The sequence below is a fragment of the Cryobacterium mannosilyticum genome (genome assembly GCF_004402705.1).
In the GTDB taxonomy this organism is placed as follows: Bacteria; Actinomycetota; Actinomycetes; order Actinomycetales; family Microbacteriaceae; genus Cryobacterium; species Cryobacterium mannosilyticum.
Map to the genome: position 1 here is coordinate 1 of NZ_SOFM01000047.1, position 21659 is coordinate 21659.

At 69.5% G+C, this 21659-nt stretch carries 20 protein-coding genes; 10 read left to right on the forward strand and 10 right to left on the reverse strand.

Features of this window, described 5'->3' with window-relative positions; all coding sequences use genetic code 11:
* Together E3O32_RS15350 and E3O32_RS15355 are read left to right on the forward strand one after the other, a co-directional pair.
* The coding region (locus E3O32_RS15350; RefSeq protein WP_134510710.1) for a multifunctional oxoglutarate decarboxylase/oxoglutarate dehydrogenase thiamine pyrophosphate-binding subunit/dihydrolipoyllysine-residue succinyltransferase subunit at positions 1 to 3565 on the forward strand (3565 nt) is incomplete at its 5' end.
* A 164-nt stretch (positions 3566 to 3729) separates the two neighbouring features.
* Positions 3730 to 4482 (forward strand): VOC family protein, encoded by a 753-nt coding sequence (locus E3O32_RS15355; protein WP_241975021.1) that lies wholly within the window; start codon positions 3730 to 3732, stop codon positions 4480 to 4482.
* Positions 4483 to 4530: 48 nt separating this feature from the next.
* On the opposite strand, the gene E3O32_RS15360 is transcribed toward E3O32_RS15355, so the two are convergent.
* Positions 4531 to 4773 (reverse strand): zf-HC2 domain-containing protein, encoded by a 243-nt coding sequence (locus E3O32_RS15360; protein WP_134510712.1) that lies wholly within the window; start codon positions 4771 to 4773, stop codon positions 4531 to 4533.
* Complete coding sequence (locus tag E3O32_RS15365) at positions 4770 to 5378, reverse strand: sigma-70 family RNA polymerase sigma factor (RefSeq protein WP_231383354.1); 609 nt, start codon at positions 5376 to 5378, stop codon at positions 4770 to 4772. Before E3O32_RS15365 ends, E3O32_RS15360 begins: the two co-directional genes overlap by 4 nt.
* 110 nt (positions 5379 to 5488) lie before the next feature.
* Here E3O32_RS15365 and aroA point away from each other — a divergent pair, with 110 nt between their 5' ends.
* From aroA to bcp, 3 genes are read left to right on the forward strand one after another with little or no spacing between them, the layout of a single operon-like run.
* Positions 5489 to 6862, forward strand: coding sequence for a 3-phosphoshikimate 1-carboxyvinyltransferase (gene aroA / locus E3O32_RS15370; protein WP_134510714.1), 1374 nt, complete (start codon positions 5489 to 5491; stop codon positions 6860 to 6862).
* Complete coding sequence (gene rsgA, locus E3O32_RS15375; protein WP_134510715.1) at positions 6859 to 7911, forward strand: ribosome small subunit-dependent GTPase A; 1053 nt, start codon at positions 6859 to 6861, stop codon at positions 7909 to 7911. Before aroA ends, rsgA begins: the two co-directional genes overlap by 4 nt.
* A 52-nt stretch (positions 7912 to 7963) precedes the next feature.
* On the forward strand, positions 7964 to 8443 hold the full coding sequence (bcp, locus tag E3O32_RS15380) for a thioredoxin-dependent thiol peroxidase (protein WP_134510716.1): 480 nt from the start codon (positions 7964 to 7966) through the stop codon (positions 8441 to 8443).
* Between the two features lie 154 nt (positions 8444 to 8597).
* Here bcp and E3O32_RS15385 read toward each other — a convergent pair whose 3' ends face one another.
* The gene (locus tag E3O32_RS15385; RefSeq protein ID WP_241975022.1) at positions 8598 to 9065 is read right to left on the reverse strand and encodes a hypothetical protein; all 468 of its coding nucleotides are present in this window, start codon (positions 9063 to 9065) and stop codon (positions 8598 to 8600) included.
* Between the two features lie 183 nt (positions 9066 to 9248).
* On the opposite strand from E3O32_RS15385, the gene E3O32_RS15390 reads away from it, so the two are divergent.
* On the forward strand, positions 9249 to 9497 hold the full coding sequence (locus E3O32_RS15390; RefSeq protein ID WP_035837005.1) for a WhiB family transcriptional regulator: 249 nt from the start codon (positions 9249 to 9251) through the stop codon (positions 9495 to 9497).
* A gap of 128 nt (positions 9498 to 9625) precedes the next feature.
* Here the strand turns inward: E3O32_RS15390 and E3O32_RS15395 are convergent, their stop codons facing one another.
* A complete protein-coding gene (locus E3O32_RS15395; RefSeq protein ID WP_134510717.1) occupies positions 9626 to 11119 on the reverse strand; it encodes a sensor histidine kinase in 1494 nt (497 codons plus the stop codon).
* 100 nt (positions 11120 to 11219) lie between these two features.
* Between E3O32_RS15395 and E3O32_RS15400 the strand changes: the two genes are divergently transcribed.
* Together E3O32_RS15400 and E3O32_RS15405 are read left to right on the forward strand one after the other, a co-directional pair.
* Positions 11220 to 11684 (forward strand): LpqB family beta-propeller domain-containing protein, encoded by a 465-nt coding sequence (locus tag E3O32_RS15400; RefSeq protein ID WP_134510718.1) that lies wholly within the window; start codon positions 11220 to 11222, stop codon positions 11682 to 11684.
* Positions 11681 to 13444: a DUF5671 domain-containing protein gene (locus tag E3O32_RS15405; RefSeq protein WP_241975023.1), complete on the forward strand. Its 1764-nt coding sequence runs from the start codon at positions 11681 to 11683 to the stop codon at positions 13442 to 13444. The genes E3O32_RS15400 and E3O32_RS15405 overlap by 4 nt, the downstream gene beginning before the upstream one ends.
* A gap of 36 nt (positions 13445 to 13480) precedes the next feature.
* On the opposite strand, the gene E3O32_RS15410 is transcribed toward E3O32_RS15405, so the two are convergent.
* Both E3O32_RS15410 and E3O32_RS15415 read right to left on the reverse strand, forming a co-directional pair.
* Positions 13481 to 14803, reverse strand: a complete 1323-nt coding sequence (locus tag E3O32_RS15410; protein ID WP_174776529.1) for a CpaE/TadZ family protein — start codon at positions 14801 to 14803, stop codon at positions 13481 to 13483.
* A complete protein-coding gene (locus E3O32_RS15415) occupies positions 14800 to 15432 on the reverse strand; it encodes a hypothetical protein (RefSeq protein WP_134510719.1) in 633 nt (210 codons plus the stop codon). Before E3O32_RS15415 ends, E3O32_RS15410 begins: the two co-directional genes overlap by 4 nt.
* Positions 15433 to 15564: 132 nt before the next feature.
* On the opposite strand from E3O32_RS15415, the gene E3O32_RS15420 reads away from it, so the two are divergent.
* A complete protein-coding gene (locus tag E3O32_RS15420) occupies positions 15565 to 15852 on the forward strand; it encodes a helix-turn-helix domain-containing protein (RefSeq protein ID WP_134510720.1) in 288 nt (95 codons plus the stop codon).
* 15 nt (positions 15853 to 15867) lie between these two features.
* On the opposite strand, the gene E3O32_RS15425 is transcribed toward E3O32_RS15420, so the two are convergent.
* On the reverse strand, positions 15868 to 16494 hold the full coding sequence (locus E3O32_RS15425) for a hypothetical protein (protein WP_241975024.1): 627 nt from the start codon (positions 16492 to 16494) through the stop codon (positions 15868 to 15870).
* Positions 16495 to 16735: 241 nt separating this feature from the next.
* Here E3O32_RS15425 and E3O32_RS15430 point away from each other — a divergent pair, with 241 nt between their 5' ends.
* Positions 16736 to 17170, forward strand: a complete 435-nt coding sequence (locus tag E3O32_RS15430) for an Rv3235 family protein (RefSeq protein ID WP_134510721.1) — start codon at positions 16736 to 16738, stop codon at positions 17168 to 17170.
* 30 nt (positions 17171 to 17200) lie between these two features.
* On the opposite strand, the gene secA is transcribed toward E3O32_RS15430, so the two are convergent.
* The 3 genes from secA to E3O32_RS15445 all read right to left on the reverse strand — a co-directional run bounded on the left by secA (position 17201) and on the right by E3O32_RS15445 (position 21613).
* Complete coding sequence (gene secA / locus E3O32_RS15435; protein WP_134510722.1) at positions 17201 to 20002, reverse strand: preprotein translocase subunit SecA; 2802 nt, start codon at positions 20000 to 20002, stop codon at positions 17201 to 17203.
* A gap of 112 nt (positions 20003 to 20114) precedes the next feature.
* A complete protein-coding gene (gene hpf, locus E3O32_RS15440) occupies positions 20115 to 20816 on the reverse strand; it encodes a ribosome hibernation-promoting factor, HPF/YfiA family (protein WP_134510723.1) in 702 nt (233 codons plus the stop codon).
* Positions 20817 to 20917: 101 nt separating this feature from the next.
* The gene (locus tag E3O32_RS15445) at positions 20918 to 21613 is read right to left on the reverse strand and encodes a ComF family protein (RefSeq protein WP_134510724.1); all 696 of its coding nucleotides are present in this window, start codon (positions 21611 to 21613) and stop codon (positions 20918 to 20920) included.
* Between the last annotated feature and the right edge of the window lie 46 nt (positions 21614 to 21659).

Below are 21659 nucleotides of genomic sequence, written 5' to 3' on the forward strand. Positions count from 1 at the left end.
CGAAGCCCCGCCCGCCGCAGCCCCCGCCGCCGCAGCCCCGCCGGCCGCCGCAGCCGAGCCGGCCCCGATCACGGCCCCGATCCCGATCATCGGCGGCCAGCGCAGCGCCCGCACCACCGGCGTCGCGCCCAAGCCGGTCCCCGTGCCGGCCGACGCCCCCATCACGAGCCCGCAGCCGCTCGCGACGGCGGAGCAGGCCGCCGAGGTGCAGGACGTCGTCACCCCCCTGCGCGGCATGTCGAAGAGCCTGGCCGCGAACATGGCGATGAGCCTGACCGTGCCGACCGCCACCAGCGTGCGCACCATCCCCGCCAAGCTCCTGATCGACAACCGCATCGTGATGAACAACCACATGCGCCGGTCCCGCGGCGGCAAGGTGTCGTTCACGCACCTGATCGGCTGGGCGCTGATCAAGGCGCTGGGGATGTTCCCGAGCCAGAACGTCTACTACAACGAGGTCGACGGCAAGCCGTCGGTGATCGCCCCCGCCCACGTCGGACTCGGCATCGCGATCGACCTGCCCAAGCCCGACGGCACCCGGTCGCTGATGGTCCCCGCGATCAAGCGAGCCGACACGATGACGTTCGGCGAGTACCTCTCCGCGTACGAAGACCTCGTCACCCGCGCCCGCACCGGCAAGCTCACCGCCGACGACTTCTCCGGCGCCACCGTGTCCCTCACCAACCCGGGCGGAATCGGCACCGTGCACTCCGTGCCGCGGCTGATGAAGGGCCAGGGCTGCATCATCGGCGCCGGCGCGCTCGACTACCCGGCCGAATTCCAAGGCGCGAGCGTCAAGACCCTGACCGGCCTGGCCATCTCGAAGACCATCACCCTCACCAGCACCTACGACCACCGGGTCATCCAGGGCGCAGGCTCGGGCGAGTTCCTGAAGATCGTGCACGAACTGCTGATCGGCGGGCACAACTTCTACGAGGACATCTTCTCCGCCCTCCGCATCCCCTACGACCCGATCCACTGGGCGCCCGACATCAGCGTCGACCTGGCCAGCGCCGTCGACAAGACCGCGCGCGTCCAGGAGCTGATCAACGCCTATCGCGTGCGCGGCCACCTGATGGCCGACATCGACCCGCTCGAGTACACCCAGCGCACCCACCCCGACCTGGACATCTCCAACCACGGGCTGACCTTCTGGGACCTCGACCGCGAATTCGTCACCGGCGGCTTCGGCAGCAAACGCCTGATGCTGCTCCGCGACATCCTCGGCGTGCTCCGCGACTCGTACTGCCGCACCACGGGCATCGAATACATGCACATCCAGGACCCGGCGCAACGCAAGTGGGTGCAGGAGAAGATCGAGAAGACCTACGTCAAGCCCACCCACGACGAGCAGATGCGCATCCTCGGCAAGCTCAACGAGGCAGAGGCGTTCGAGACCTTCCTGCAGACCAAGTACGTCGGCCAGAAGCGGTTCAGCCTCGAGGGCGGCGAATGCACCATCGCGCTGCTCGACGCGATCCTGCAGGGCGCGGCGGATGCCGGCCTCGACGAGGTCGCGATCGGCATGGCCCACCGTGGCCGCCTGAATGTGCTCACCAACATCGCCGGCAAGACCTACGGCCAGATCTTCCGCGAGTTCGAGGGAACCCAGGATCCGCGCACCGTGCAGGGCTCCGGCGACGTCAAGTACCACCTGGGCACCGAGGGAACCTTCCGCGCCACCGACGGCACCGAGATGCCGGTCTACCTGGCCGCGAACCCGTCCCACCTGGAGGCCGTCGACGGCGTCCTCGAGGGCATCGTGCGGGCCAAGCAGGACCGCAAGCCGATCGGCACCTTCTCCACCCTGCCCGTGCTCGTCCACGGCGACGCCGCGATGGCCGGCCAGGGCATCGTGCTCGAAACCCTGCAGATGTCCCAGCTGCGCGGGTTCCGCACCGGCGGCACCATCCACCTCGTCGTCAACAACCAGGTCGGCTTCACCACCCTGCCGGGAGACGGCCGCACCTCGGTCTACTCGACGGACGTCGCAAAGACCATCCAGGCGCCGATCTTCCACGTCAACGGGGACGACCCGGAGGCCGTGGTCAGGGTCGCCGAGCTCGCCTTCGCCTACCGCCAGGAATTCAAGCGCGACGTCGTCATCGACCTCGTCTGCTACCGCCGGCGCGGCCACAACGAGGGCGACGACCCGTCGATGACGCAGCCGCTGATGTACAACCTGATCGAGGCGAAGCGCTCGGTCCGGAAGCTGTACACGGAGGCCCTCGTCGGCCGTGGCGACATCACCCAGGCGGAATACGAGGCCGCGCACGGCGACTTCCAGGACCGGCTGGAGCGCGCGTTCATGGAGACGCACGCGGCACAGTCCTCGTCGATCCCGATCGTCGGCGCCGGCTCGCGCGGGCTCGGCGAGAACCAGGCCCAGGATGACGCGGTCGGCGAACCGGCCACGACCGGCGTCCCCGAGGCCGTCGTGCACCTCATCGGCGACGCGTTCATGAACAAGCCCGCCGGCTTCACGGTGCACAACAAGTTGCAGCAGCTGATGCAGAAGCGTCTCGACATGAGCCGCAACGGCAACATCGACTGGAGCTTCGGCGAACTGCTCGCCCTCGGCTCCCTGCTGCTCGAGCGAACCCCGGTGCGCTTCGCCGGCCAGGACGCCCGACGCGGCACGTTCGTGCAGCGCCACGCGGTGCTGCACGACCGCATCAACGGCCAGGAATGGCTGCCGCTGGCGAACCTGAGCGAGGACCAGGCCCGGTTCTGGATCTACGACTCGCTGCTCAGCGAATACGCGGCCATGGGCTTCGAGTACGGCTACTCGGTGGAACGCGCCGATGCCCTCGTGCTCTGGGAAGCCCAGTTCGGCGACTTCGCCAACGGCGCGCAGACCGTGATCGACGAGTTCGTGTCCTCCGCGGAGCAGAAGTGGGGCCAGCGGTCATCCGTCGTGCTGCTGCTGCCGCACGGCTACGAGGGCCAGGGTCCTGACCACTCCTCCGCCCGGATCGAACGCTACCTGCAGCTCTGCGCCGAAGACAACATGACCGTCGCCCGCCCGTCGACGCCGGCCTCGTACTTCCACCTGCTCCGCCGCCAGGCGTACATGCGGCCGCGGCGCCCGCTGGTCGTCTTCACTCCCAAGTCGATGCTGCGCCTGCGCGGCGCGACCAGCAGCGTCGCCGACTTCACCTCCGGCCGGTTCGAACCGGTCATCGACGATGCCCGGATCACCGACCGGTCCCGGGTCAAGCGGGTGCTGTTCCTGGCCGGCAAGCTCTACTACGACCTGCTCAGCGAACTCGAGAAGAACCCGAACCCCGAGATCGCCCTGGTCCGGATGGAGCAGTACTACCCGCTGCCCAAGGTCGAGCTCAAACAGGTTGCGGACCAGTACCCGGATGCCGAACTCGCCTGGGTGCAGGACGAGCCGGAGAACCAGGGTGCCTGGCCGTTCTTCTACCTCGAGACGAACAAGCTGGGCCCGCGCCCGGTGACACTGTTCTCACGGGCGGCGTCGGCGTCGCCCGCCGCCGGATCGGCCAAGCGCCATGCCGCCGAGCAGGCCGACCTGATCAGCAGGGCGCTCACCGTCTGAGCTCAGACAACCGAGTCTGAGCACAGACAACCGAGCTCGTCGACTGCCCCGTTGCCGCTGCCGGGCGACCGTCCTAGGCTGGGCGCATCCCCCGTCGACAGGAGCCCGCCACCATGTCCGCACGCGATGCAACCCGATTCGGCGAACCATGCTGGGCAGACCTGATGACCTCCGACCCCGATGGGGCCCGGGAGTTCTACGGCCGGCTCTTCGGCTGGACGGCGGTCCGGTCCGCCATGGAGGGCAGCGAGTACCTCACGTTCCGGCGCGGTGACGCCGACGTCGCCGGCATGGCCGTGCAGATGGCCGGTTCCCCAGCCGAGGACGCCTGGTCGATCTACCTCGCCGTCGAGGACGTGGACGCCACCACCCGGGCCGCACGGGTGGCCGGCGGCCAGGTGCTCGCCGAGCCGGTGACGATCGGCTCGATGGGCCGGATGGCCGTCGTGTCGGACCCGACCGGGGCGGCGGTCGGCCTCTGGCAGCCCCTCGACTTCGCCGGTTTCGGCGTGACGGGCGAGGTGGGCAGCCCGGTCTGGCACGAGCTGAACACCCTGGACTACCCCACCGCCGTCGCGTTCTACGAGACCGTCTTCGGCTGGAAGCCGGTCGTGCTCAGCGACACCGACGAGTTCCGCTACAGCACCATCGGCGCGGAGGGCGCGATGGTCGCCGGGGTCTTCGACGCGTCGGCGCATCTCCCCGCCGGGATGCCGTCGCACTGGCAGCTCTATCTCGGCGTGGCCGATGTGCCGGCCGCCGCCGCCCTGGTCAGTGAGCTCGGCGGCACCGTGCTCCAGGAACCGTGGCACTCGGAATTCGGCACGTTCGCCCGGGTCTCCGACCGGACCGGCGCGATGTTCGTTCTCGGCTCCGTTGACCAACCGGACGCGACGGATCAGCCGGCCACGACCTGACGCGGCGCGCCCACTGCGGCCGCGCGCCCAGTGTCCCGGGTCGCCGGGTCAGTGCGCTGACTGGATCGTGCGCAGCTTCAGCAGCACCTGGTCGCGCAGGTCCTCCGGCGCGGTCTCCCGGCAGGCGCGCTGCACGGCCTCGGTGAGGGTGCGTCCGACGAGGTGCTCGTCGCTGCAGTCACCGCAGTGGGCAAGGTGCTCCTGAATGTCGGAGGCGTCCTCGCCACGGAGTTCATTGTGCAAGTATTCCTCGAGTTCGGCCTTGGCCTTCTCGCATCCACAGTCGGTCATGCTGATGTGCTCCCGGTTTGAGTGTGGCCTGTCGCGATCGTGCCGAGCCCACGCTCGAGGGCGTAGCCGGACAACAGGTCGCGGAGGAGTCGCCGGCCACGGTGCAGGCGGCTCATCACAGTGCCAATGGGTGTTTTCATGATTTCGGCGATCTCCTGGTAGGAAAAGCCTTCAACGTCGGCGAAGTAGACGGCCAGCCGGAAGTCCTCCGGGATGGACTGCAACGCGTCCTTGACCGCACTGTCGGGCAGGTGGTCGATGGCCTCCGCCTCGGCCGACCGGCTCGCCATGGCGGTGGTCGATTCCGCCCCGCCGAGCTGCCAGTCCTCGAGGTCGTCGATGGTGCCCTGGTACGGTTCGCGCTGCTTCTTGCGATACGTGTTGATGAAGGTATTGGTGAGGATCCGGTACAGCCAGGCCTTGAGGTTGGTGCCCTGCTCGAACTGCTTGAAGGCGGCGAAGGCCTTCACGAAGGTCTCCTGGACCAGGTCCTGGGCATCGGAGGGATTGCGGGTCATCCGCATGGCCGCCGCGTAGAGCTGGTCGATAAAGGGCAGGGCCTGCTCTTCGAACAGGTCACGCAGGTCGGTCGCATCAGTTGTCATCACCGACGATTCTAGTTCGTCGACCTCGAACACGCTCGGTCGCTCCAGCACCATGGACAGCGCCATCCGTACCTCCCTCATCCATTCGTCACCGACTATTCTGATAACCGATGTTGATCTCGAGATATTCCAAGCCTGAGTTCGATCCCTACGGCGACTCGTCGCCCGAGGAGACGAATGAGTGGTGGCCCGCGCCGACGGCCGGGGGGCCGCTCGACGCCGTCGTGTCGCTGCCCGGGTCGAAATCCCTCACCAACCGCGAGCTGGTGCTCGCGGCGCTCGCCGCCGGGCCGTCCCTGCTGCGCTCCCCGCTGCACTCCAGGGACAGCGACCTGATGGTCGCCGCCCTCCGCCAGCTCGGCACCACGATCGAAGCCGTCCCCGGCGACGGCGAGTTCGGCCCTGACCTCACGGTCACCCCGGGCGAACTCGTCGGCTCCACCACGATCGACTGCGGCCTGGCCGGCACCGTGATGCGGTTCCTGCCCCCCGTGGCCGCGCTCGCGCTCGGGCCGACCACCTTCGACGGCGACGCCGGCGCCCGCCGCCGGCCGATGGCGACCACGATCAGCTCGCTCCGCGCCCTCGGCGCCGACATCAACGACGACGGCCGCGGCGCCCTTCCGTTCACGGTGCACGGCACGGGCCGCCTGGCCGGCGGGGAGGTCACCATCGACGCGTCCACCTCCAGCCAGTTCGTGTCCGGCCTCCTGCTGGCCGGCGCCCGGTTCGAGCACGGCCTCCACCTCCGCCACTCCGGCGAGCGCCTGCCGAGCCTCCCCCACATCGAGATGACCATCGCCACCCTCGCCCGGCGCGGAGTCGACGTGCAGAGCCCGTCGATCGGGGAATGGGTCGTCGAACCCGGCCGGATCTCCGGCGCCGAGGTCGAGATCGAACCGGATCTGTCGAACGCGGCACCGTTCCTGGCCGCGGCGCTCGTCGCCGGGGGCACTGTCACGATCACCGGCTGGCCGTCGAAGACCACCCAGGTCGGCGCGGACCTGGCCGAGCTGCTCCCCCGGTTCGGCGCGCGGGTCAGCCTGGTCGGCGACCGCCTCACCGTGTCGGCCGGCGACCGGATGTCCGGCGTCGACCTCGACCTGTCCACCGGCGGGGAACTCGCCCCCGCGCTCGTGGCCCTCGCCGCCCTGGCCGATTCGCCGAGCACCATCACCGGGATCGGGCACATCCGCCACCATGAGACCGACCGGCTCGCCGCCCTGGCCGCCGAGATCAACGGTCTCGGCGGCGCCGTCACCGAACTGCCCGACGGGCTCCGGATCGAGCCCCGCCCGCTGCACGGCGGTCACTGGCGCAGCTACGACGACCACCGGATGGCGACCGCCGGGGCCCTGATCGGCCTCGTCGTTCCCGGGGTGGAGATCGAGAACATCGGCACCACCGCGAAGACCCTCCCCCAGTTCACCGACCTGTGGCACTCCCTCATCGCCCCCGGGACCGCTCCGGTCGTGCCGAAATGACCTGGTGGGCGAGCGCCGATGACGACGACGAGCCTGAGTTCGACGAATCCAGCGTGCGGGTGCGCCCGAACCGCAAGGGGAACAAGCCCCGCACCAAGACCAGGCCCGACCACGAGAACGCGCTGACCGGCCGCATCCTCTCCGTCGACCGCGGCCGGTACACGGTCATGCTCGACGAGGGTCTCCCGACCGAACGCCGGGTCACCGCGGCCAGGGCGAGCGAGCTGCGCAAGCACGCGGTCGTCACCGGCGACCGCGTCGACATCGTCGGCGACACGACCGGGGCGGAGGGAAGCCTTGCCCGCATCGTGCGGATCGTTCCGCGCGTGACCCTGCTCCGGCGCAGCGCGGACGACACGGATGCCGTCGAGCGCGTCATCGTCGCCAACGCCGACCAGATGCTGATCGTGGTGGCGGCGGCGAACCCCGAGCCGCGCATCCGTCTCGTCGACCGCTACCTGGTCGCCGCCTACGACGCGGGGGTCTCCCCGATCCTCTGCATCACGAAGACCGACCTGGCCGACCCGGCCGTGTTCCTCAGCAACTTCGCCGGCCTCGACCTGCCCGTCTTCGAGAGCCGCGACGACGCGATGCCGCTGGCCGAGATCTCCGCCGCCCTGGTCGGGCACGACACCGTGTTCGTCGGCCACTCCGGCGTGGGCAAGTCCACCCTCGTCAACGCCCTGGTGCCCGACGCGCACCGCGCCGTCGGCGTCGTCAACACCGTCACCGGCCGTGGCCGGCACACCTCCTCGTCGACCATCTCGCTGCGCCTCGAAACGGATGCCGGGCGCGGCTGGGTGATCGACACCCCGGGCGTGCGTTCCTTCGGCCTCGGCCACATCAACACTGACAACATCCTCAAGGCGTTCACCGACCTGGCCGCGATCGCCGAGAAGTGCCCGCGCGGGTGCACCCACCTGCCGAACTCGCCGGATTGCGCCATCAACGAGGCGGTGGCTGCCGGCAGGCTCGGCGACACCGGGAAGGCCCGCCTGGATTCGCTGCAGCGCCTGCTGGCGACCTTCGCCGCGGTCCCCGCCCACTGACAGGTTCCCGCCCACTCGTACCGGCCCGGTCCGAGCCGGTAGCGTGGAAGGCATGACGGACTCCACACGCCTCGCGGCCGGCGACACGGCCCCCAGCTTCACCCTGACCGACCAGGACGGGGCATCCGTCTCCCTGGCCGATTTCGCGGGCTCGAAGGTCGTGCTCTACTTCTACCCGGCCGCGATGACGCCGGGGTGCACGAAGGAGGCCTGCGATTTCAGGGACAACCTCGGCTCGCTCGCCGCGGCCGGTTACCGGGTGCTCGGGGTGTCCAAGGATTCCCCGGCGAAGCTGAAGTCCTTCCGGGAGAACGACCACCTCACCTTCCCGCTGCTCAGCGACTCCGACCTGTCCGCTCACAACGCCTACGGCGCCTGGGGCGAGAAGAACCTCTACGGCAAGACCGTGACCGGGGTGCTCCGCTCCACCTTCGTCATCGACGAGGCCGGCCTGATCACCCTCGCCCTCTACAACGTCAAGGCCACCGGGCACGTCGCCTCGCTGCGGAAGAAACTCGGCCTCGACGCCTGATCCCACCGCGACGCCGCACCGGTGTCGCCCGGCGCCGGTACTGCGGCTCCTCGAGGGCGGCTGGGACGCGCGCAGGGGTCACGCGGCAGGGAATCAGGTCGTGCGCATCCCGCGCCGCTCACCGCCCGACCAGGGCGCGCTCGGGCGGCAGCGGTCATCCGCGCTGGTCGTCCGGGGTGTCGCCCGGGCCGGTCAGGGAGGTCGTCGCGGCGATCACCCGCGGCATGAACAACAGGGCCAGCACGGCCAGCGAGGGCAGGAGCAGCGCCCAGCCGAGGTCGACCCGGGCGTAGAGCCCCTGGAAACAGCCCACGGCGACGGCGATCTGGACGAGCTGCCAGGTGACTGCCGCGCCGCGGATCCAGGTGCGCCGGCGCAGCGAGTTGATCGCGATCGCGGTGACCCAGGCCGCAGCGATGAGCACGAGCACCAGGATCGCGAGCGCGCTCGCCAGGGACGTGGGGGTCGCCGTGATCAACTCGAGCACGAGCCAGACGACCGCGGTCCAGAGGAGGGCGGCCTCCGCCCAGAGCAGGGCAGCGAGGATCAGCAGCGCCCGCGGCCGAAATGGCGCTCCGGAGGCGTTTTTGCCGTCGGAATGGCGGTCAGGGCGTTCATTCACAGAGATATCCCATACAAAACTATTGATTTGACTCCACCATTATGCGACCATATTTGAGGCCCGGTTGACGCTCACAGGGACGTGAGTAGGTCTCATTCCGTAGATCAGTTTCCTTCCTGCAACCGGCAGCCTCATCATCTTCGGCCAATCGGCCAGGCATCCCCGCAATAAAGGAGCACCCCTATGGACTGGCGCGACAAAGCTGCCTGCCTCACCGCCGACCCGGAACTCTTCTTTCCGGTTGGCAACACTGGACCCGCTGTGGACCAGATCGAGAAGGCGAAGTCCGTGTGCGCCCGTTGCAATGTGACCGAGGTTTGCCTGCAGTACGCGCTTGAGACCGGCCAGGACTCGGGTGTCTGGGGTGGGCTCAGTGAAGACGAGCGCCGCGCCCTCAAGCGTCGCGCCGCGCGCGCCCGCCGCGCCTCTTAGGAGACAGCCGGCTTGCGCGAGTCCTGAAACGACGCGCAGTCGCCCGGTGGCGGGGCGCGGGGTTTTCGAGGTGCCCGCGTGTGGGCTGCCGCCTTTCGCGAGTCCTGAAAACGACGCGCAGCGTCGTTTCAGGACTCGCGCATATAACGCAGGGGGATCTCGATCGTGACCTCGGTGCCGCTGCCCATCATGGTGTGCCAGTCGATGCTGCCGCTCAGTTCACCCTGGATCAGCGTGCGCACGATCTGAGTGCCGAGGCCCGACCCGACCTTGCCCTCCGGCAGGCCGGAGCCGTTGTCCCGCACCCGCACGGTGAGCGTCTCTTCGTTGCGCTCGGCCTCGATCGCCACCTCGCCCTCTCGCCCGGCCAGGCCGTGCTCGACCGCGTTCGTGACGAGTTCCGTGAGCGCGAGGGCGAGCGGGGTGGCGAAGGCGCTGGGGAGGATCCCGAAGCTCCCGGATGACTTCGGATGCGCCGTGGTGTTGTGCGCGGACGCGACCTCCGCGATCAGCAACAGCACCCGATCGAAGACGACGTCGAAGTCGACCTGCTGGTTGAGCCCCTCCGACAACGTGTCGTGGACGACGGCGATGGCCGCGACCCGGCGCATGGCCTGGTTGAGTGCTTCGCGGGCCGTGTCCGAGTGCGTGCGCCTGGCCTGGATCCGCAGCAGCGACGCCACGGTCTGCAGGTTGTTCTTGACCCGGTGGTGGATCTCCCGGATCGTCGCATCCTTCGTGATCAGTTCGCGTTCCTGGTGCCGGAGCTCAGTGACGTCCCGGCAGAGCACGATCGCGCCGATCCGTTCGCCGCGGTTGCGGATGGGGATGGCCCGCAGCGAGACCGTCACGCCCCGCGCCTGCACGTCGGTGCGCCACGGCGCCCGGCCGGTCACCACCAGCGGCAGTGACTCGTCGACGACCATCGTCCCAGTGAGCAGGCTCGTGGTCACCTCGGCGAGCGATTCGCCCTCGAGCTCGTCGATGAAGCCCATCCGGTTGAACGCGGACAGCGCGTTGGGGCTCGCGAAGGTGGTCACGCCGTCCACGTCGAGCCGGATCAAGCCGTCCGAGGCGCGCGGGGCACCTCGTCGCGGCCCCGTCGGGGCGCCCAGGTCGGGGAAGTCGCCCGACGCGATCATGGCGAACAGGTCGTTGGCGCAGTCGTTGAAGGTGAGCTCCTGGCGGCTGGGCGTGCGCGCCTCGCTCAGGTTGGTGTGCCGGGTGAGCACGGCGACCGGCGCGGCCGCGATCTTCGAGCCGGTGGAGCTGAGCCGCCGCATCACCGGGATGGCCCGCACCCGGGTGGGGGTCTCCTCATACCAGTCGGGGGCCGTCGTGTCGACGATCTTCGCCGTGTCGAAGGCCTCGGTGACCTGCTGGCGCCATTCGCCCTTGATCCCCTGGCCCACGAAGTCGCGGTAGAACAGAGTGGCGGCGCTCGACGGGCGCGCGTGCGCGACCGCGACGAAACTGCCGGCGGTGCTGGGCACCCACACGACGATGTCGGCGAATGCCAGGTCGGCGAGGAGTTGGGCGTCCGCGACGAGCATGTGGAGCCAGTCCACATCTTCGGCACTACTGCGGCCCTGGGCAAGTACGAGATCACTGAGCGTTGACACGGTCAATAGCCTAGGTCCCCCACTGCCTGCCGCACTCACCGGACCGGCCGGGCGCGGCCCGCCGATGGTGCCGGAGGGGCGATTGGGCCATGCTGAGCACATGAGCGCAACACCGGGAAAGCCCGATCGTTCCCTGATTGTCATCCTCGGCGTCATCGCCGCCCTCGTCATCGTGGCACTCGCCGTCGTGTTCACCCAGGGCGAACCGGCGCCGCTGGACCCCGACACGCCCGAGGGCGTCGTTCAGCTCTACTCCGCGGCCGTCCTCGCCGGCGACGAGCAGACCGCCGCCGGCTATCTCACCGCGGGCAGACTCGACAACTGCGACAAGGTCGACCCGGGCCCGTTGGACAACATCCGGCTCACCCTGGTGTCGACCACCGTGCGGAAGAACTCGGCCGATGTCAGGGTCTCCCTCGTCACCACCACCGACAACGGCCCGTTCGGCGCGAGCGAATACGAGAACGAGGATGTCTTCGACCTGGTCACGGTGGACGGCCGGTGGCGCATCGACGGCGCACCCTGGCAACTGACGATCTGCCCGAACCCGAAGGCGACCTCATGATGGTCAGCCTGGTGCTGCTGGTCGCGATCCTCGTCATCGGCGGCGGAATAGCCGGCATCGTGCTGGCGGCCCGCAGGGCAGCCGGGCCGGGCGACGGTCCGGCCAGGGCCCAGCCCACCGTGCGCCGGATCATCGTCTTCACGCTTCTGTTCGCCCTGGTCGTCATCGCCGCCATCGGAGTGGGCGGGTTGCTCGGGCGATTGCTCGACCCGGGCAACGAGCTGGCCTCCAGCGACATCACCGGCCTGGCCCGGTCGCTCGCGTTCACGCTCATCGCCGGTCCGTTCGCCGCGGTGCTCTGGTGGCTGCTCTGGCGACGGATGGGGCCGGACGAGCGGTCCTCGCTCGCCTGGGGCCTCTATCTGGCCGCGATGTCCACGGTCGCCCTGGTCACGGCATCCGCCGCGCTGCTGACCTGCGCGGCCGCCCTGGTCCGCGCCGACTGGCAGCCTCGCACACTCGCGACCGGCGTCGTCTGGGCCGGAGTCTGGGTCTGGCACCGGTGGATGTCCCGGCACGACCGGAAGAGCCCCCGCCGGCTCGTCACTGTGGCGCCCCTGCTCGGAGCGGTGTTCGGTCTGCTCGTCGGGGCGGGCGGGCTCGTCACGGCGCTGGGTTCCCTCGCCGACGCCGCCATCGACGGTTTCGCGCCGGGCTTCGTCGTCGGCGAACCGTGGTGGCGCCTGACTCTCCAGGCGATCATCTGGTGCGCCGGCGGGGTGGCCGTCTGGTGCTGGCATTGGTTCGCAGGCCGCGCCAGCGCCCTGCGCGGCGGCCTTGCCGACGTGGCGCTGGTATCCGTCGGAGTGGCCGGTGCGAGCATCCTGAGTCTGGGTGGGGCCGGGACCGCCCTGTTCACCCTGCTGAAGCTGGCCTTCGACCGCTCGGCCCCCGTCGCCCAGATCCTGGACCCGCTCGGCACGGCCCTGGCGGCGGCACTGGTCGGGGCCCTCGTCTGGCAGTACCACCGCGGCCTGGCGATGGCCAGGTCGGACCGGACCCGGCTGGCCGCCGGCGTGGTGACGAGCGGTGTCGGCCTCGTCGCGGCGGCGTCCGGCCTGGGCGTGATCGTGAACTCGATCCTCGCCGCCGGAACGGCGACGCTCGCCGGCTCGGACACCCGTTCCCTCCTGCTGGGCGGGATCAGCGCCCTCGTCGTGGGAGGCCCCGTCTGGTGGGTGGCCTGGAAGCCGGCGAAACCCGTCGACCCGGGCCAGGTCGGCGCCACCGGGCGTCGCGTCTACCTGGTCCTCATCTTCGGCCTCAGCGCCGTGGTGGCGATCGTCACCCTGCTGGTCATCGGCTACCGCATCTTCGAGTTCGCGCTCAGCGAGGCGACCGGCCAGAGCCTGGTCGACCGGGTGCGCGCACCGCTCGGACTGCTGGTGGCCACCGGGCTCGCCGCCGGCTACCATTTCGCCGTCTGGCGGCGCGACCGGTCGGCGATCACCGCGGCGCCCGGCCGGGACCGTACCGTCGCACGGGTGATCCTGGTCACCGGTGCTGATCCTGAACCGCTCGTCCGGGCCGTCGACGACGCCACCGGGGCCGCGGTCACGGTCTGGCGGCGGTCCGCGGGCACCGAACGCGTCGGCGCCGAGGCCGTCGGCGCCGAGCCCGTCAGCGCCGAGCCCGTCGGCGCCGAGGCCGGTCCGACGGCCCAGCAGATGGCCGACGCACTCCGTGGCGTGACCGGCAAGCGGGTGCTCGTCGTGACCGGTCCCGGTTCCCGGATCGACGTGATTCCCCTGCGCGATTGACGGTGAGGCCCGCACAACGAGCGGGGCCGCTTCGCCTCAGCTCGCCGTCTCTGCCCTGCGCCACCAGACCCGCCCGCGCCGACGGGTGGGGACCTGGGCTGGAACGGGCAGCAGCTCCGCGCGCACGAACCGGCGGATGCGCACCCGTGCCGGCGACTTCGGCGCGGCATCGCGCAGGGTACGCCCGGCGAGGACCGCCGCATCCGTCCCCTGCTGGTCCTGCGGCACGAGCACCGCCGACTCGATGCCGCCGAACCGCCGCAGTGCCTGCACCACCTGCCCCCGCGGATCGAGGCCGACCGCGCTGGAGCGAACCCGGTTCATCACGACGCTCACCCGGTCGGTCGTGATCACCTCGGCGAGGTCGACCCAGGCCCGCAGGAACCGGGACATCCCGACCGGGTCGGCCAGACCGCAGGCGACCACATGATCGCACTCCCGCAGCCCGGCGAGGGTGGCCGCATTGCGCCGCGGGGCGAACAGGTCACTCGAGATCTCCTCATCGCTTTCCAGGCTGAAGCCCGTGTCGAGCACGACATAATCCACCCAGTGCCGGAGCGCGTCGATGGTGCGGGTGACCCGCTCGCCCGACAGTTCCGGCCAGCGCGACGGCCGGCCGATGCCGGTGAGAACCCAGAACGCGCCGGAGGGCGAGGCATAGCGTTGCGCGATCCGCTCCAGTTCCGACCGGGTGAGGCTGTCCGAACCGGCCAGCCGGCACGCCGCCGCGAAGCCGGGTGCCTCATCGAGCATCCCGAGGGTGGGCGCGACGGAGCCGCTGTACGTGTCGATGTCGGCGAGCACCACGGTGTGCCCCGCGGCGGCGATCTCCGCCGCGATATTGATCGCCAGGGTGGTCCTGCCCGGCGAGCCGGCGGGACCCCAGACGGCGATCACTGTGCCGGTGCGCGCTGTGCCGGTGCGCGCTGTACCGCCTCGCGCTGTACCGGCCCGTGCGGAGCCGGTGCGGGATGCCGCGACCGGTGGTGACGGGTCCTCGATGCGTGACGGGATGACGATTCCGCCGATGATCAGCGGCTGGATCTCGGACCAGGCGGCCGAGGCGTCGAGGACCTCGAACAGGCCGAGCCCGACCGCGTGCCGGCGGTCGGCATCCGTCTCGGCCAGGGCGATCAGCCGGATGCCGCGGGCGTCGCAGGCCGCGATCAGCCCGGCGCTGAGGGTGTCCCTGGCTGCCCCGGCGATCACGACGTCGGGAGTGCCCTCACTGAGCACGTCGAGGAGGTCCGGGACGGTGGCGGCGCGCGCCACGATGGCATGGCCGTGTTCGACGATGTCGGCCAGCAGCCGGTCCTCGGTGCGGCGCGGCAACGCCAGCGCCAGGGCGGCCACCGTCATTCCCCGAGCGGCTCATTGACCGGGACGACGGCGATGGCGTCACCGTTCGCGATGGCCTCGAGCACCGATGCCACCCTGGACTTGGGCACCAGGACCTCCACCGACCGACGGCCGTTCGCCGCCACGAGGCCGGCCGGCTCGACGATCCGTACGACCCCGGCCTCGCCGACGAGCACCACAGGCGGCTCGAATTTCGCATGGTCGGATTGCCGCGCCGACCAGACGTCGACCACTGTGCCCGGTCCGATCGACGCGGCCAGGGAGCCGGTGGGCTCGACGACGACGCTCGTCAGGTCCGCCCCGGACTTCCGCCCGACGGCCGCGGCGGGGATGAGTTCGCCGGCGGCGACGGTTCGCGTCACGATGAGGCCGCCGGACGGGAGCCGGCCGGGTGTCAGGTACAGGCCGTCCGCGCCGTCGAGGCGCACGTGCGACACCGCCAGGTCGCCGGCCTCGATGTGGTCGCCGATGATCAGCGCGGACCGGGCGGCATAGACGGCCGTGGTGCGGTCGCTGCCCGCGACGACGAAGTAGACACCGGTGATCGCGGCGAGGACCATGACCAGGCCGATCGCGAAGCGCGGGTCGAACCAGAATCTCGGACGGGAATTGCTCGTCGGCTTGCCCACGACCGGTTCCTCCGTTCTCGAGAGCCTGTCTCGTCGGTATCCATCGTCGTCGTCAACGCCGGGGCGCGGGCGAGTTATCCACAGGTGTGCGTCGCTCGCACTCCGCCCGCGCCGACGGCGGATAATCGGTGCATGAACGATTCCGTTCCTTCCCCCGCCGTGGGCCGTTTCCTCACCCTCGCCGACACCGCGGAGATCCTTTCCCTGTCCGCGGCCGAGGTGCACGACCTGGTGCGCACCGGCGAGCTCCCGGCGATCCGGCTCGGCACGACCGGGGTCTGGCGGGTCGAGCGCATTGTGCTCGAATCCTTCATCGAAGCCAAGTACGAGGAGGCCAGGCGGATGGCGCTCTGGCAGCAGTCGGACTTCGGCAACATCCCCGAGCTCTCCGGCGGTCGCATCATCCGGCCTGAGGACTGACCGGGGCGGCGCCGACTAGGACAGCCGGACCAGCTGGATCTCAGCCAGCGGCACAATCCGGTACTGGTGCACCTCAGAGGCCCGGCGCAGCGTTCCCGCCGCGTGCACGGCCAGGTCGAGGTGGTCCCGCCCGACCCGGTCGATCGTGCCGGTGAGGAGCCCCGTGCGGGTGTGCACGTCGAGGCTGGACCGGCGTCGGCAGAGGTCACGGAGCACGAACGACAGGCCGATCCGATCCACCAGCCGGGCTGCCCGGCCGGGTTCGGCGGCCAGAGACGCGGGCACCTCGGCCTGCGTCACGATCACGCCTGCGATCGCCGAGAGCGGAAGCACGCACTGTGCGCCCACGGTCGGGGCGTCCAGCAGATCGGCCGCCAGCCAGTCCCTGCCGAACGTCGTCGGCCGCAGGGTGATGGTCTCCCCCGAAACGAGGGCGACCCGGATGATGCCGGCGCCTCGGATGGCAGCGAGACTGGTCAGCCGGTCCCGCAGGGAAAGCCGTCCCAGGCGCAGGCGCTCCTCCTCGGCGCGCAGGTCGATCTCCTCGGCGTTCAGCTCGTGTTCGAGCTGTCCCTCGAGGTCGTCGAACAGGTTGTCCCAGCGCACACCCCGAAGGTAGCCTGAGCCGCCGACCCTGGCCACCGGTTATCCACAGGGGATATAAGCGCTAGACACCGCAGCGGCGGAATGGTTGAGTGTCCGCCATGGACTGCACCCCCCGCTCGGGGGTGCCTGGTGATCCGCACGGATTCCCTGACCACCCGAAGCACTTGAACGCCAGCACCAGTTCCAGACGCAATCCAGCACCACCCGAATGCCAGAACCACCCGGATGCCCAGACGGACTGCGCCAGGGCAGCGGGCTCACGCGCCTCGGAGGAGTCATGACCGATCCTGCTGCCGACCCGGCACCGCACACCCGCGCCGAACGATTCCTCGACGAGGACTTCTTCGGCCACCAGCCGAGTCCGAGGGAACAACTTCCCGATCCGGAGCCGTTGCTGGTGAATCTCACCCGGTGCGTGATCGAAGTGCTGGCCGGCGCGCGCGAGCTCGACCAGCTCGCGCGCTGGGTCAGCGACGACGTCTACCGCCACCTGCTCAAACGGGTGGTGCTGTCGTCACGCGCCCGTGCGGTCAAGGGCCAGCAGGCCCAGCGCCCGGCCATCAGTATCGGCCGGGTGACCATCACCGAGCCGCGCGACGGCGTGATCGAGGCCGTGGTCATCGTGCACAGCCGTGTTCGGGTGCGCGCCGTCGCGCTCCGGCTGGAAGGCCTCGACCACCGCTGGCGGGCCAGCGCGATCAACGTGCTGTGATGACTTCCTGCCTGACTACGTCCTGCGTGGCTACTTCTTGCCCTGGGCCCGTCGCTCGGCGCGGTTGACGGGGGCCGGGGCGCCCGTGTCCCGCTGGCCGAACGCCCCACGCTGGGTGGAGGGGGCCGGGGCGGGTTCGTCCCCTGGCGTCTCGGCCACAGCCGCCGCCTTGCGTGCCCGGTCCGTCGCGGCCTGCTGGATCTGGCCACGTTGGTTGCGCACCTCGACTCCGCCGGAGTCGCTCGGGGCGGTGTAGCTGAGCTTCTCGTTGCCCGCCGCCGGGGTGAGACCCTTCGCCGCCACGACCGGACCGGCAACGGCGCCGGGACCCTGGCTGACCTCGACCTCCAGGTTGAACAGGAAGCCGACGGTCTCCTCGCGAATCTGCCCCATCATCTGCTGGAACATTGCGAAGCCTTCGCGCTGGTATTCGACCAGCGGATCGCGCTGCGCCATGGCACGGAGGCCGATGCCGTCCTTGAGGTAGTCCATCTCGTACAGGTGCTCGCGCCAGCGGCGGTCGATCACCGAGAGCACGACCCGGCGCTCGAGCTCGCGCATGGCCGGGGAACCCAGGGATTCCTCCCGGCGCTGGTAGGCGACCTTGGCGTCAGAGACGATCTCACGGCGCATGAAGTCGCGGTTGATCCGCCCCTTGTTCCCGGCCTCGGCGACAACCTCGTCGATGGTGAGGCCGACGGGGTAGAGCGTCTTCAGTTCGGTCCACAGGGCATCGAAGTCCCAGTCGTCGCCGTTTCCTTCACCGGTGTGCACGTCGAGCACCTCGTCGATGACGTCCTCGAGGAAGCGCTGGGTGCGCTCGTGCAGGTCGTCGCCCTCGAGGATGTGACGGCGGTCGCCGTAGATCGCCTCGCGCTGACGGTTGAGCACGTCGTCGTACTTGAGCACGTTCTTGCGGATTTCCGCGTTCCGGCCCTCGACCTGGGCCTGGGCGCTGCGGATGGCGCGGCTGACGACCTTGGATTCGATCGCCATGTCGTCGGGCACACCCTGCCGGCCCATCAGGCTCTCGGCGGCGCCGGCGTTGAACAGGCGCATCAGGTCGTCGGTCAGCGACAGGTAGAACCTGCTCTCGCCGGGGTCGCCCTGCCGGCCACTGCGGCCGCGGAGCTGGTTGTCGATCCGGCGGGACTCGTGCCGTTCGGTGCCGAGCACGTAGAGCCCGCCGGCGGCGATGACCTTCTCCGCCTCCTCGGACACTTCGGCCTTGACAGCGGCGAACACGTCGTCCCAGGCCTCCTCGTAGTCGTCGGGAGTTTCGACCGGGCTCAGTCCCTTGGCGTTCATCTGGGCGACGGCGAGGAACTCGGCATTGCCGCCGAGCATCACGTCCGTTCCGCGCCCGGCCATGTTGGTCGCGACCGTGACGGAGCCGAGCCGGCCCGCCTGCGCGACGATCGCGGCCTCCCGCGCGTGGTTCTTGGCGTTGAGGACCTCGTGTCGCACGCCCTTCTTGGCGAGCAGGCGCGACAGGTACTCACTCTTCTCGACACTCGTGGTGCCGACGAGGATCGGCTGCCCCTTTTCGTGCCGGGTGACGATGTCCTCGACGACCTGGCCGAATTTCGCCTCTTCGTTCTTGTAGACCAGGTCGGACTGGTCCAGGCGCCGCATCGGCTTGTTGGTGGGGATGGAGACCACACCGAGCTTGTAGGTGCTCATGAACTCGGCGGCTTCGGTCTCAGCCGTACCGGTCATGCCGGAGAGCTTCGAGTAGAGCCGGAAGTAGTTCTGCAGGGTGACCGTGGCGAGGGTCTGGTTCTCGGCCTTGACCGCCACGCCCTCCTTGGCCTCGATCGCCTGGTGGATTCCCTCGTTGTAGCGGCGGCCCATCAGGATGCGCCCGGTGTGCTCGTCGACGATCAGCACCTCGCCGTTCATCACGACGTAGTCCTTGTCCTTCTTGAACAGGGCGTTCGCCTTGATCGCGTTGTTCAGGAACGAGATCAGCGGGGTGTTGGCCGACTCGTAGAGGTTGTCGATGCCGAGGTAGTCCTCGACCTTTTCGATGCCGGGCTCCAGCACGCCGACGGTGCGCTTCTTCTCGTCGACCTCGAAGTCCACGTCGGGGATGAGTCGCTTGGACAGGCTCGCGAATTCGGTGAACCAGCGGTTGGCCTCACCGGATGCCGGGCCGGAGATGATCAGCGGGGTCCTGGCCTCGTCGATCAGGATCGAGTCGACCTCGTCGACGATCGCGTAGTAGTGCCCGCGCTGCACCATGTCCGATGCCTGCCAGGCCATGTTGTCGCGCAGGTAGTCGAAGCCGAATTCGTTGTTCGTCCCGTAGGTGATGTCGGCCATGTACATCTCGTGCCGCTGCTCAGGCGTCTGGCCGGACAGGATGCAGCCGGTGGTCATGCCCAGGGCGCGGAACACGCGGCCCATCAACTCGCTCTGGTAGCTGGCCAGGTAGTCGTTCACGGTGATGATGTGAACTCCGCGGCTGGTGATCGCGTTCAGGTACGCGGCGGTGGTCGCGACGAGGGTCTTGCCCTCACCGGTCTTCATCTCGGCGATGTTGCCCAGGTGCAGGGCAGCCCCGCCCATGAGCTGCACGTCGAAGTGACGCAGGCCGAGCGTGCGAGTGGAGGCCTCGCGCACCGCCGCGAACGCCTCGGGCAGCAAGTCGTCCAGCGACTCACCGCCCGAGTAGCGCTCGCGCAGCAGCACGGTCTCGTTCTTCAGTTCCTCATCGGTGAGGTGACTGAAGTCCTCTTCCAGCGCATTGATGGCCTTCGCGTAATGCTCGAGACGACGCAGGACGCGCCCCTCACCAACACGAAGAACCTTTTCCAGAATTGAGGCCACGAATGCACTCCATATAGTCGTCATGGCGCATACTCACGCCTGTCGTCCGGCCGGACGCATGTGCTCCGGCGCAGCGCGCCGACACAGCGGCAACTATAACAATGCTAGTTGGTCAGTTGCTGCGCTTCATGGCGGACGGCACGGCCTCCCGGAGTTCGTCGCTGTTCTCGTCCAGCTCGATCACACCGTAGTCCCAGCCCTTGCGCCGGTAGACGACGCTCGGACGCTTGGTCTCCGCGTCCTGGAACAGGTAGAAGTCGTGGCCGACCAGCTCCATGAAGTAGAGCGCGTCATCCACGGTCATCGGGGCCGCGGAGAAGACCTTGCGGCGGATGACGACCGGTGAATAGGTCTCCTCCGGCTCCTCGACCGTGGCCTCCGGGTTCACGACCTGGATCGCTCCCGTGCGCACGCGCTCGAGGGTTTCCGCGTCGGCCGGGGTGATGTCGACGACACTGAAGTCAACCGAGGCGGCGTCGTGCAGCGAGGTGGGCCGGTGGGCGCCGCCACGGTGCAGCTTCTGGCGGTCCTTCGCCCGGCGCACGCGCTCGAGCAGCCGGCCGAGCGCCACGTCGAATGCCGCGTACTTGTCCGAGCCGTCGGCCTCGGCCCGAACGACGGGCCCCTTGCCGATCAGTGTCAGTTCGACGCGGTCGTTGCCCGTCGCCCCGTTCTTCTCATGGTGACGGCTGAGCTTGATTTCCAGGGCGAGAGCCTTGTCGGCGAGACCGGCGACCTTCTCGGCCTTCTCCGTCGCATACTCCCGGAAACGATCAGTGATCCCTAGGTTTCGTCCTACGATGTTTGTTTCCATGACGACCTCCAGATCTGGCGAACCGCCCTTTTATCTGGGCGATTAGTACGCGCCTTTAGCTCCCACCGTACTGCCGTCCACGGGATAAGTCATCGCTTTTGTCAACGAGTTTCCGATGAACGATCGGTGACGGCGTGGCGACGCCGTGTTTCCGCCAGAGTGGCCACTCCGACCACATCGCCACCGGCCTCGAGAATGGCTCGACGGGCCTCGAGCACCGTCGCCCCGGTGGTGAGGATGTCATCGACGACCAGGGCGCGGAATCCGTCCAGGCGTCGGCCGGCGACCAGGGAGCCCTCTCTGTTCGCGCCGCGTTCCGTGCTGTCGAGGCCGACCTGGTCCGATGTCTCGCGGACCGCGCGCAGCACCCGCGTCGGCGCCAGCCCACCCCGGCCGAGCAGCAGATCAACCGGGTGGAAGCCCCGCTGCCGCCAGGCCCGCCGCGACGACGGCACCGTGACCAGGTGGATGCCGGGCCCGCCGCTCCCCGCGGCTTCCGGCACCGCGGCGAGCGCGGCGACGACAGCGGAGCGGAGGGATGCGGAGAGCACGCCCACGGCATCCGTGCGCCCGCCGTCCTTGTAGGCGGCGATCACCTGCCGGACCGCGCCCGTGTAGTCGAGTGCGGACCACACCGGCACACCGCGCCGTTCGGTGCAGTGCACGGCGGGCCGCAGCGCCGCACGGCAGGCCGGGCAGAGCGCCCGGTCCGGTCGGCCGCACCCACTGCAGTCGATCGGCAGGACGACCGCCCACGCGTCGAGCAGGGCCTCCCCGACGCCATACGACCGCCTCATCGGATCATCCTGCGTCCGGGCGGCCGCGGTGCGGGACCCGGCGCAC

Coding starts and splice junctions, on each gene's coding strand:
- E3O32_RS15410 (WP_174776529.1), bottom strand. CDS start 14,803: ATGACGGTGGCCGCCCTGGCGCTGGCGTTGCCGCGCCGCACCGAGGAC.
- rsgA (WP_134510715.1), top strand. CDS start 6,859: ATGACCTGGTGGGCGAGCGCCGATGACGACGACGAGCCTGAGTTCGAC.
- E3O32_RS15400 (WP_134510718.1), top strand. CDS start 11,220: ATGAGCGCAACACCGGGAAAGCCCGATCGTTCCCTGATTGTCATCCTC.
- hpf (WP_134510723.1), bottom strand. CDS start 20,816: ATGGAAACAAACATCGTAGGACGAAACCTAGGGATCACTGATCGTTTC.
- E3O32_RS15390 (WP_035837005.1), top strand. CDS start 9,249: ATGGACTGGCGCGACAAAGCTGCCTGCCTCACCGCCGACCCGGAACTC.
- aroA (WP_134510714.1), top strand. CDS start 5,489: ATGTTGATCTCGAGATATTCCAAGCCTGAGTTCGATCCCTACGGCGAC.
- E3O32_RS15430 (WP_134510721.1), top strand. CDS start 16,736: ATGACCGATCCTGCTGCCGACCCGGCACCGCACACCCGCGCCGAACGA.
- E3O32_RS15405 (WP_241975023.1), top strand. CDS start 11,681: ATGATGGTCAGCCTGGTGCTGCTGGTCGCGATCCTCGTCATCGGCGGC.
- E3O32_RS15355 (WP_241975021.1), top strand. CDS start 3,730: ATGACCTCCGACCCCGATGGGGCCCGGGAGTTCTACGGCCGGCTCTTC.
- bcp (WP_134510716.1), top strand. CDS start 7,964: ATGACGGACTCCACACGCCTCGCGGCCGGCGACACGGCCCCCAGCTTC.
- E3O32_RS15445 (WP_134510724.1), bottom strand. CDS start 21,613: ATGAGGCGGTCGTATGGCGTCGGGGAGGCCCTGCTCGACGCGTGGGCG.
- E3O32_RS15420 (WP_134510720.1), top strand. CDS start 15,565: ATGAACGATTCCGTTCCTTCCCCCGCCGTGGGCCGTTTCCTCACCCTC.
- E3O32_RS15360 (WP_134510712.1), bottom strand. CDS start 4,773: ATGACCGACTGTGGATGCGAGAAGGCCAAGGCCGAACTCGAGGAATAC.
- E3O32_RS15365 (WP_231383354.1), bottom strand. CDS start 5,378: ATGACAACTGATGCGACCGACCTGCGTGACCTGTTCGAAGAGCAGGCC.